Source organism: Terrisporobacter sp., assembly GCF_017888745.1.
In the GTDB taxonomy this organism is placed as follows: Bacteria; Bacillota; Clostridia; order Peptostreptococcales; family Peptostreptococcaceae; genus Terrisporobacter.
On sequence record NZ_JAGHFM010000358.1, the window covers coordinates 1 to 11,614 of the forward strand.

The 11,614-nt window shown below is 26.7% G+C and carries 12 protein-coding genes and 1 other annotated feature; all 12 genes read left to right on the forward strand.

What is annotated here, in order from left to right; genetic code table 11:
- Positions 1-390: potassium channel family protein (locus J7G74_RS15670; RefSeq protein WP_297137046.1), on the forward strand; the 390-nt coding region annotated here is incomplete at its 5' end.
- A 199-nt stretch (positions 391-589) separates the two neighbouring features.
- Entirely contained in the window at positions 590-2,281 is a 1,692-nt protein-coding gene (locus J7G74_RS15675; RefSeq protein WP_297137048.1) for a M3 family oligoendopeptidase, read from the forward strand.
- Positions 2,282-2,538: 257 nt separating this feature from the next.
- Positions 2,539-3,114: a hypothetical protein gene (locus J7G74_RS15680; RefSeq protein ID WP_297137050.1), complete on the forward strand. Its 576-nt coding sequence runs from the start codon at positions 2,539-2,541 to the stop codon at positions 3,112-3,114.
- Between the two features lie 242 nt (positions 3,115-3,356).
- Positions 3,357-3,607 (forward strand) — a binding site (T-box leader).
- Positions 3,608-3,872: 265 nt separating this feature from the next.
- Positions 3,873-5,291, forward strand: coding sequence for a sodium:solute symporter family protein (locus tag J7G74_RS15685; RefSeq protein ID WP_297137052.1), 1,419 nt, complete (start codon positions 3,873-3,875; stop codon positions 5,289-5,291).
- 276 nt (positions 5,292-5,567) lie between these two features.
- A complete protein-coding gene (gene larA, locus J7G74_RS15690) occupies positions 5,568-6,845 on the forward strand; it encodes a nickel-dependent lactate racemase (RefSeq protein ID WP_297137054.1) in 1,278 nt (425 codons plus the stop codon).
- 29 nt (positions 6,846-6,874) lie between these two features.
- A complete protein-coding gene (locus J7G74_RS15695) occupies positions 6,875-7,060 on the forward strand; it encodes a hypothetical protein (RefSeq protein ID WP_297137055.1) in 186 nt (61 codons plus the stop codon).
- 130 nt (positions 7,061-7,190) lie between these two features.
- Complete coding sequence (locus J7G74_RS15700; RefSeq protein ID WP_297137057.1) at positions 7,191-7,865, forward strand: TIGR04283 family arsenosugar biosynthesis glycosyltransferase; 675 nt, start codon at positions 7,191-7,193, stop codon at positions 7,863-7,865.
- Positions 7,828-8,559 carry a TIGR04282 family arsenosugar biosynthesis glycosyltransferase gene (locus J7G74_RS15705; RefSeq protein ID WP_297137059.1) on the forward strand — a complete coding sequence of 244 codons (732 nt, stop codon included), beginning with the start codon at positions 7,828-7,830 and terminating at the stop codon, positions 8,557-8,559. The genes J7G74_RS15700 and J7G74_RS15705 overlap by 38 nt, the downstream gene beginning before the upstream one ends.
- Positions 8,538-9,548, forward strand: a complete 1,011-nt coding sequence (locus J7G74_RS15710; protein ID WP_297137061.1) for an aminoglycoside phosphotransferase family protein — start codon at positions 8,538-8,540, stop codon at positions 9,546-9,548. Before J7G74_RS15705 ends, J7G74_RS15710 begins: the two co-directional genes overlap by 22 nt.
- Before the next feature lie 171 nt (positions 9,549-9,719).
- Complete coding sequence (locus J7G74_RS15715) at positions 9,720-10,433, forward strand: TVP38/TMEM64 family protein (protein WP_297137062.1); 714 nt, start codon at positions 9,720-9,722, stop codon at positions 10,431-10,433.
- Positions 10,434-10,457: 24 nt separating this feature from the next.
- A complete protein-coding gene (locus J7G74_RS15720; RefSeq protein WP_297137063.1) occupies positions 10,458-11,138 on the forward strand; it encodes a TVP38/TMEM64 family protein in 681 nt (226 codons plus the stop codon).
- Between the two features lie 40 nt (positions 11,139-11,178).
- The coding region (locus tag J7G74_RS15725; protein ID WP_297137065.1) for a 4Fe-4S dicluster domain-containing protein at positions 11,179-11,614 on the forward strand (436 nt) is incomplete at its 3' end.

Consider the following 11,614-nt stretch of genomic DNA (forward strand, 5'->3'; position numbering starts at 1 on the left):
GCAGAAAGAAAATGCGTAAAGGGTCTTGAAAAGTTGAAATCTAATTTATTTTATTATATTTGTGGATATGGAGAAAGACCTACCTTTGCTCTTATAACTTCACTAGAAATTGTATTAATATTTGCTATTTTATATATGTTTTGTGGACTTTGTATAAATGAAAGAATAATACATTATAATTTAAATATTTTGTCTTACTTGCCGAGGAAGTTAATGTATATGGATTTTATAGATTGTTTTTATTTTAGCTTAGTAACATTTACAAGTGTGGGATATGGAGATATTTTTCCTATAGGATATAGTGTAATTCTTTCTTGTATAGAGATGATACTTGGAGTTACAATGGTTGGTGTTTGGACGGCAACTTTAGCTAGGAAAATAACGAGATAATAATTTTAAAAGGTGCATACTATATATGTGCCTTTTTAAATTTTAATAAATTTGTATTGGTTTTATTATTATAAACTATAAGTATAATTTTAATAATAAAAATAATATGTTTCTAATTATAATATTATTTTTGGAGAAATTTTGTAAATATATAAAGTATATGATAAATTATTATTATAAGAGATTTTAGGAGGAAAAAATGAAGTTTAGTGAATATAAATATGAAAGACCTAATTATAATATAATCAAAAAATCATTTTTAGAATTAGTAGAAAAAATAAAAGATTCAACTACTTATGAAGAACAACGTAAATACATTATGGAGTTAAACAAAATAAGAAAGCATATTGAAACTATGTCTTCAATAGCATCCATAAGAAATAGTATAAATACAGCAGATGAATTTTACGAAAAAGAAACAGAATACTGGGATGAACATTCTCCTTTATATGAAGAATTAAACTCAGATTTTTATAAATCATTAATAGATTCAAAATTTAAAGATGAAATAAAAAAAGATTTCAGTGAACAATTTTATAAAATTTGTGAATACTCTTTAAAAGCTTTCTCACCAGAAATAATAGGTGAGTTACAAGAAGAAAATAAGCTTATGTCTAAATATACAAAACTTTTAGCATCAGCAAAAATAAATTTCAAAGGTGAAGAGTTAAATTTATCTGGTCTATATAAATATATGCTATCAGATGACAGAGAAGACAGGGAAGAGGCCTCAAAAGCATATTATAAATATTTTGAGGACAATGAAGAAAAATTTGATGATATTTATGAGCAATTAGTAAAAATAAGACATAATATTGCTAAAAAACTTGGTTTTGATAACTTTGTAGAGCTTGGATATATAAGAATGGATAGAACAGATTACAATCCAGATATGGTTGCTAATTTAAGAAAACAAATATCAGAGTTTATAGTACCTCTTTGTAATAAACTATATGAACATCAAGCAAATAGATTAAATTTAGATAAATTAACATATATAGATGAAAATATAGAATTTTTAGATGGAAATGCAAATATAAAAGGTGATTCAAAATATATAATTAAAAATGGTATAAAAATGTATAATGAATTATCAAAAGAAACTAAAGAATTCTTTGATTTCATGTTAGAAAATGAATTGATGGATTTAGAAACAAAGCATAATAAATCAGCAGGAGGTTATTGTACTTATATACCTAATTACAAATCACCATTTATCTTCTCTAATTTTAATGGAACAAGTGAAGATATGGATGTCTTAACACATGAAGCAGGTCATGCATTCCAACTATATATGTCTAGATATATTGAAATGCAAGAAATTAATTTTCCAACTTTAGATAGTTGTGAAATACATTCAATGAGTATGGAATTTATAACTTATCCTTGGATGGAATTGTTTTTTAAAGAGGATACAGATAAATATAAATTTGCACATTTATGCTCTGCTATAAAATTTTTACCATATGGTGTTGTAGTAGATGAGTTTCAACATATTATTTATGAAAATCCTAATATGAGTAAGGGTGAAAGAAAAAAAGTATGGAGAGACTTAGAAAAAAAATACCTTCCACATAGAGACTATTCTGGATGTGAGATTTTAGAAAAAGGATGTTGGTGGTTTAAACAAGGACATATATTTAAAGATCCATTTTACTATATTGATTATGTTTTAGCTCAAATTTGTGCATTCCAATTTTTAAAGAAAATGAATGAAAATAGAGAGCAAGGTTGGAACGATTATTTAAGAATATGCAAAGTTGGAGGAACAAAATCTTTCTTAGAGATAGTTAAAACAGGAAATTTAATTTCCCCTTTTGAGGATAAATGTATAGAATCAATTATTACAAACTTAGAAGAAAATGTAAGTAAGTTTGAGGAAAATTTATAATTCGTACTGCAAGGAAAAATAGATCTTGTATATTTATATAAAAAGCAACATGATATTTAATTTTTAGATATTATGTTGCTTTTCTTATGACAAAAAAGTAACATTACTATCAATTTCATATTACAAATTTGTAATCCTAGGTAACAGAGGTGTAACTGTAATTATAAAATACTAAATGGTATTATAATATTATAAAGAAAAGACATAAATATAATAATTTAATTTTAAAAATATATACTATAAGGAAGTGTTGAGAGATGAAAAAAGGAATTATAGCAGTATCATTATTAATGGCAGGAGCATTATTTTTAACTCCACTTGCAAGTACAAGTTTTGCAAAAAATGATACAGAAAATATTATATCAGTTGAAGCAGAAGAAAGAACTGATAAAGTACAATCATCTAATGAAGTTGAAGAAGAAGCAACACAAGTAGCACAAATAAAAGAACAAGTTAAAGAAAAACAAAATTCATCTAAAGATGAAGTTGGTAAAGAACAAAATATATCTAAAAAAGAACCAAATATAATTAAAGAAGAAATAAAAGATGAAGTAAAAAGTGAAGATTCTACTGAAGTAGTTAATGAAGATAAAGGTATGACAAAAGAAGAAGCTCAAATAATCTTAAATAAATATATAAGCGAAGTTGAACAAGGAGATTTCACTTATACATACCAAGGAGATGAAAATACTTTTGAAGCAATAAAAGCAAAAGGAATAAGAGGATATGTATTCTTGCCAAATATAGAAACTGATATGGCATACTTAGTAGATAAAGATAGTGGGAATATATATTTCTTCCATCCATCTGGATATTTTGAATTATTACAATAATATAAAATTCATATAGTAAAAAGGGCTGAAAAATATCAGCCCTTTTTAAATTATAATAAAATTGTACTTTATTTTATTTGCTGATAAATATAATTTTAAATATTTCTCAAAAGTCTATTTTTAAGTAAGATAGAAATTTATTAGAACAGGGATGGAATTTTTTATGATAAAAATTAAATAAAAAACAGTTGACATTATGCTAAAATATAATTATTATTAAATTAAATTACAAGATATGGAAAATAAAAGCGATGATAAGAACAAGTAATAATTAAAAGAATGGTATACAGAGAGTTACCGGTTGATGAGAGGTGCATACTTATTTAATTATGAATACATCTTTGAGCTTCACACTGAAGAGCCTAGCTTGGTAGGATGTGACGTAAAAACACACGTTATAGTGTTAGGGTATTCTACGGAGTACTTATTGAGGTAAGCAATGTGAATTGCTTATAAACTAAGGTGGTAACGCGAGATAGCTCTCGTCCTTTTGAGGACGAGGGCTTTTTTATTTCCATTGCTTACTGGAAAGCTATATAGTGGTTTAAGAGAAGCAAATTTTTTATACGTTTTTTCCGTACTTTAAAAATATATTTTAAGCTTAAAATACAGAATTTAAAAAATATTTTGTCTAGTATACAGTATGTAGATAAAATAATAAGATATATCAAATAATATAAAGCAGTTGCAACCTTTATATTATTTAAGTTAGCAATATGTAATTATAAAAAACATTTAAATTTTAAGGGGGAAATGATATGAATATACCATTAATTATTGTTATATTATATGTAATAATGCTACTTGGAATTAGCATTATAGTATCACGAAAAGCTAGATTAGATGGAGAAGATTTTTTATTATATAAAGGTAAAAATAATACTTTAATGACAGCAGTTACAATATCAGGATTAGCAATAGGTGGAGCATCAACAATTGGTATTGCAGAAAATGCTTTTTCTGTAGGCTTATCAGCAGGATGGTATAATGTTGCATGGGCTTTTGGAGCAATAATGGCGAGCTCTCTTGTTGTAAAAAAATTAAGAAGAAGTGGATGTAATACAGTTACAAAATTAGTAGAGTCTATATATGATGAAAAAGCAGGACTTATGATAACCATAACTATGATACTAATTCAATGTACAATAATAGCTCTACAATATATAGCTGGTGGATCTATTTTAACAAGTCTTTTACCAGATGTATTTGATATGAAAACAGCAACATTTTTTAGCTTTATAATATTTATGTTAGTAGGATTTGTTGGAGGAATGGGATCTGCTAGTATAAGTAACATCTTAAATATATCTTTAATTTACATTGGTGTAATAGTATCTGCTATAGGAGTTTTAATAAATCAAGGTGGATGGGAAGCAGCTAAACAAATGGCTATAGCTTCACCAGAGATACCGTATATGAGCTTAACTTCTGGAATGGGGATACCGGCAATTATAGCATGGATGCTAGTTATGTGTGGTAATACTAATTCTGTTCAAGGTGCAATACAAATAGGGTTAACTTCTAAAAGTGATAAGGCAGCAGTAAATGGATTTAGAATAGGTGCATTGATAATGATACCTATAGGATTTATATGTGCAATGCTCGGAGTTGCATCAAAAGCACTAATACCAAATGTAGAAGCTACATTAGCACTTCCGATGATTATAATGAGTTTACCTTCAGTAATAGCAGGATTAACACTTTCAGGACTTTGGGCAGCGGATATGTCAACTGCATGCAGTATGTTAATAGGATGCTCTACTACAGTTAGCCAAGATGTATTTTTTAAGACTAAGCTTGGTGAAAAATTTAAAGAAAGATCATTTATAGTAAATAAAATAATAATTTTATCAGTAGGATTTTTAACATATATATTATCATCTCAGTTAGGAACAATACTTAGTGCTATGAAAGTATCATTGTCGATGGCAATTGGATCTTCAATAGTAGTAGTAGCAGGATTGTGGTTTCCTAAATTTGCTAGTAAGAATGCAGGATTTTTAACAATTATTTCGTCAGTGCTTGCTGCAGTAGCTTGGTTAATATTCCCTGGTTTACATGAAATATTTAAAGATATAGGATACTTAATGCTATTTGTAAGTGGATCAACATTTGTAATTACTAGTTTATTTGGAAAAATTAAAGTAAGTAGAGTAATGGAAGAACAAGTATGCTAAAAATAGATTAATAAAAAATCAAATTTAATATTGACAATAAATGGTAAACTGCATATTATTTATGTATAATTAATTGAAAATTTGGAAAATAAAAATAATGATAAGAATAAGTAGTAATTAAGAAAGATAAACAGAGAGTAACCGGTTAATGAGAGGTGTATATTATTATTAATTATGAATTCATCTTTGAGCTTCACACTGAAGAGCTTAGCTTGATAGGATGTGACGTGAAACGTACGTTATAGTTTTAGGATATTCAAAGTATAAGGGGGTATTATGAATAAAGTAGAATTAAAATATGGAAAAGAGATAGTAAGTATCAATATATCTGGAGCTAAATCAGTAGAAATATTGAATGAGAAACCAATGAATGAGATAAAAGATTTAAAAGAAGCTTTTATAAAAGGTGTCACTACAGATATGGTTGCATCTAAGCCTCTTAAAGATGTAATAAATAATGATGATAAAGTAACTATTGTAGTAAGTGATCTAACTCGTTTATGGCAAAGGCAAGATTTAGTATGCGAGTTACTAGTTGATTATTTAATTAATGAAATTGGAGTTAAGTGCGAAAATATAGTTATAGTTGTAGCTGTTGGGACACATAGGATGCAAACTGAGGATGAACTTTGTACTATAGCATCTAAGTCAGTTTATGACAGAGTAAAAGTAGTTAATCATGATTGTGATTCAGATAATTTAGTAAAAGTAGGAACAACATCATCAGGAACAGAAGTATATGTAAATCCTTTAGTAGTAGATAGAAAAGTAATCATGATAACAGGTACAGTTCATCATTTAATGGCTGGTTTTGGTGGAGGTAGAAAAAGTGTTGTCCCAGGAGTAGCAGGAAGACAGACTATAAGACAAAATCATATTCAAAGTTTAAGTAAAACAGAAAAAAAATCTGATCCGTTAGTAGGAGCTAGACTTTTAGATAAAAACCCAGTCAATGAAGATATGAATGAGGCAGGAGAATTTGTAGATGTAGCTTTTGGAATTAATATAGTTGTGAACTCATCATCAAAACATAGTGCTTTAATTTGTGGAGATTTTCATGAAGCTTGGTTATCGAGTTGTAAATATGTAGATGATGCATATGGTTTACCAATAAAAAAAGAAGCTGATATTGTGATAGCAAGTTGTGGTGGATATCCAAAGGATATAAATTTATACCAATCAACAAAAACACTATTCAATGCTACAAGAGCAGTGAAAAAAGGTGGAACACTGATAATGCTTGCAGAATGTAGCGAAGGTAGTGGAGCACCAGATTTCTTTAAATGGGTAGAACCATTAAAGAAAGGTGTTTTAGATGAAGAACTCAGATCAAACTTTACAATAGGTGGATATGTATTTTATGCAGCATGTGAAAATATTGAAAAATCTAATGTTATGATGTTAAGTTCTATGGATCCTGAAATGGTGAAGGATATGAAAATAACGGCTTCTAATAATATAGAAGATTTATTAGATAAAGTAGATTTTGAGGGGAAGGATGTTTATGTAATACCTTATGGTGGTAATGTAGTTCCGTTATTGGAAGAAGATTAAACTTAATTGGAAATAATTATGAATACACCATGATTGATTGTAATTTTATTGTAGAAGCCACATTAGCACTTCCAATGATTATAATAAGTTTACCTACAGTAATAGCAGGATTAACACTATTAGGACTTTGGACAGCAGGTACAACATTTATAATTACAAGCTTATTAGATAAAAATAAAGTTAGCTCTATAGGTATGTTTCAATCAATTAATTAATATTAAAAATTAAACCTCTTCAATACATAAGATTGGTGTTTTGGAGAGGTTTTTATTTATTAAAATTGACCATATATTTTTTTATTGATACAATTGAGAAAAATGCAAAAATATATTAAAGGGAGTAATAATGGTTTCAATAATAATTCCAACATATAATGAAGAAAAAAATATAAAAGAACTTCAAGAGAATTTATCTAGATTAAAAGGAAACTTTGAAGTTATTTTTTGTGATGGAGGAAGTAGCGATAGTACAACTAAATTAATAGATGAAAAATATTTACTTTTGAATAGTCCAAAGGGAAGAGCTAATCAGATGAATCATGGTAGCAATTATGCCAAAGGAGAAATATTATTTTTTCTTCACTGTGATAGTATAATAGAAGAAGATGTTATTTTAAAAATTCAAGACACAGTAGATAGTAACTATAATGTGGGATGTTTAAAGATAGAATTTGATAATCCTATAATATGGATGAAAATATGTGCTTATATGTCTAATTTAAGAGCTAGTAAGAGAAAGATAGCTTTCGGAGATCAAGGAATATTTATAAAAAAACAGCTTTTTGATGAAATAGGAGGAATGCCAAATTTACCTATTATGGAAGATTTTGAATTTTCCTTAAGGTTAAAAAGAAAAAAATATTATATAAAACAGATAGATAGTAAAATAATAACTTCTTCTAGAAGATATATGAATAAAGGAATTTTTAATACTATGTATCAAATGAAAAAGCTACAGTTTCAATATTTATGCGGAAGAGATATTGATAAAATCAACAAAGAATATAGGGATATTAGGTGATATGATGAGAGAGGCTATAATTGTTTTTACAAGAGTACCTATTCCAGGAAAGACAAAAACAAGATTAGAAAAAATGATTACAAAGGAAGAATGTGCAAATATACACATTAATTTTTTAAAAGATATTAAAAACATTTGTGATATTTTAAAAAGAGATATATTTATATTTTATACTCCTGAAGATAAAAACAATATTATAAAAAATATATTTGGAAGTAAGGTTAATTATAAAATACAAGAAGGAAATGATTTGGGAGAAAAGATGTTTGATGCAATTGAATATGTGTTAAACAAAGATTATAAATCGAGTATTTTAATAGGTAGTGATATTCCATACATTTGTATTGATGATTTAGAAAAAGCTTTTTCAATTTTAAAAGAAAAAGATATTGTTCTAGGACCAACAGTAGATAACGGATATTATTTAGTAGGTATGAATAAACCGACCAAAGAGATATTTCAAAATATAGAATATGGTCATGGAAATGTATTAAGCAATACTATAGAGACTATTAAAAATATAAATCTAACTTATGATTTGACTAATGAAAATAGAGATATAGATGAACCAAAAGACTTGAAATATTTTTATGAAGAAATAAAAAATGGTACTGTAGATAAAGATATGAACACATCTAAGTTCATTGTAAAGATTATTGAGGAGAATAGCAAATGTTTAGAATTAAAAATTTAGAAGAGTATGTAAAGAGAGATGAATTTCTACTAAAATTAGATATACCTAAAAATAGTGATATTAAATTAGAGTTATTAGCACAAGGAGAATACAATATAAATTATTTATTTATCCATCCTGTAACAAAAGAAAAATTAATACTTAGAATAAATACTTCAAGTCAGATGAATTTAGATAATCAAATTGAATATGAGTATAAAGCTTTATTGCAATTAAAATCTAGTAATAGAACACCAATACCTATTTATTTAGATGAGAGTAAAAAATATTTAGATTATGGTGTATTAGTAATGAAATTTTTAGAAGGTGTACCACTTGATTATAGAAAAAATTTATCTATAGCAGCAGAGTGTTTAGCAGATATACATAGTGTTAAAGTTGATGATAATACCCATTTACTATGTCCTAAAAATCCTCTACAAGCTATATTAGATGAATGTAATATAATGTTTGAAACATATTATAATTCGCCTTTAGCATGTGAATATAAAAAAAATCAAATAAAAAGAATGTTAGAAATAGGACAGAAAAAACTTGAAAATACAGAAGTATATGAAGGCAGAAGGTGTATAGTTAATACAGAGTTGAATTCTGGGAATTTTTTAATTAATGGAGAAAATAAGAATAATTATATAATAGATTGGGAAAAACCTATTCTTGGTGAGCCAGCTCAAGATTTAGGTCATTTCTTAGCTCCAACAACAACTTTTTGGAAAACAGATATTATTCTAAATGAAGATGAAATGAGTAACTTTACTAAATATTATATAAAAATAGTAGGAGATAGATTTGACACATCAGATATAGAAGAAAGATTAAAGTTGTATATACCTATAACTTGTTTAAGAGGAATTACTTGGTGTGCTATGGCCTGGGTTCAATATAAAGATCCAGAAAAATTAATAAAAAATGAATTTACACAGAAAAAGTTAGAAGCTTACTTATCAGAAGAATTTTTAAATATGATAGAAAATAGATATTTTAAATAAAGAGATTATTAACGAAAGGGTGTAATTATTTGTTACACTCTTTTATTACTTTTATTTATAGAAAAAATCTATAAAAGTATATTTGTATAGATTAATTTAATTAGAAAACTATTATCACCCATGATAAAATAAATTATCGAAATAAATATAATATTGGGGAGAAAAATAATAATGGAAGAAAATAAAAATAAAAAATGTAATTTTTATTCAAAGATAGCTATAATATTTTTATTATTGATAAGTGTGTTAAGTTATTTTTTACTACCATCTGTAAAAACAATATTAGATAATATTTTTAATATGTTTAAATCAGGTGATTTTACAGTGGTGGGAGAATTTGTTAAATCTTATGGCACTTATGCAGTAGCAGTATCGTTTATGTTAATGATATTACAATCTATAGCAGCTCCATTACCAGCTTTTCTTATAACCTTTGCCAATGCAAATTTATTTGGTTGGTGGCAAGGAGCAATTTTATCATGGTCTAGTGCAATGGCAGGTGCAGCAGTTTGCTTCTTTATAGCTAGAGTTTTAGGTAGAGATGTAGCTATAAAACTAACAAGTAGAAAAGGATTACAACAAATAGATAAATTTTTCTCAAAATATGGAAAACAAAGTATATTAATAGCTAGGCTTTTACCTTTTATGTCATTTGATATAGTTAGTTATGCTGCTGGATTAACAGGAATGAGTTTTTGGGCTTTCTTCGTGGCAACTGGTATAGGTCAATTACCTGCAACAATTGTATATTCTTATGTTGGAGGAATGTTAACAGGTGGAGCAAAATTATTAGTTAGTGGATTATTAATATTGTTTGCGTTGACCATATTAATTTTCTTAATGAAGCAAATTTATAGTGAAAAACAAAGGAAAAAAGAAGAGTAATTTAACTAGTGAGTTGATGAAATAATGAAAAATAAAAAAATATCAAAGATAATATTTTTTATTATCCTTATAATATTAATTATGTTTTTAAATAATAGATATGGCTGGTCTGTATATCTAAGTGATACAAGAAATTTAGACTTTATAAAAGATATAGTAGAAGAAAATCTATTGTTAGCTTTAGGAATTTATACACTATTAACTGTTATAGGATGCGTAGTTTTGGCTATTCCAGGTGTAACATTTGCATTATTTGCAGGATTAATATTTGGACCATGGTTAGGTATTTTTATATGTTTAATAGCTACTACAATAGGAGCATCTTTATCATTTATTGTAGGCAGATTTTTCTTAAAAGATACAATAAAGCCTCTGCTAGAAAAAAATAAAGTACTAAAAAAATTACTTTTTAATGATGATGAAAAAAGTGATTTAGTAATTCTTATGATTACAAGAATGGTTCCTATTTTTCCATACAATCTACAAAATTTTGCATATGGTATCACAGATATAGGATTTTGGAAATATACAATTTATACTTTTATATTTATGTTTCCAGGAGTATCATTTTTTACCATAGGTTCAGCAGGGCTTAGTGCTGGTGATGATAAGTGGAAGTATTTTGCTATAGCTGGAATATTAGCAATTATAGTAACATCTACAGGTATTTTTATTCAAAAGAAATATCTAGGAGAAAGAAAGTAAAACATATGGACATTAATACATTATATTAAAGAGGAGCAAAATGAAAGAAGATTTAGGTTGTATTCATTGTAAAAAATGTACGAAAAATTGTAATTTTCTAAATAAATATAATATGGATTTGGAAGATTTTTCGAATAGGATAGATCTGGCGTATAACTGTTTTTTATGTGGAAGATGTAAAGAAGTTTGTCCAAAAGATATTGATGGCAAAGAAATCGCTTTGAGCATGAGAAGAGAGCATATAAAAAAACATAATAACATTCTGAAAGATAAAGACTATAGTCTTTTATTAAAAGAAAAGAATGCTTATAAATTTGCTAATTATAAGAATTCTAATAAAAAATCAGTATTATTTCCTGGATGCAATTTTATTTCTTTTTATCCCACAACAATAAAACACCTTATAACTATTTTGAAAGAATATGACATTGGTGCAATTTTTGATTGTTGTCAAAAGCCAATAGATGAATTAGGAC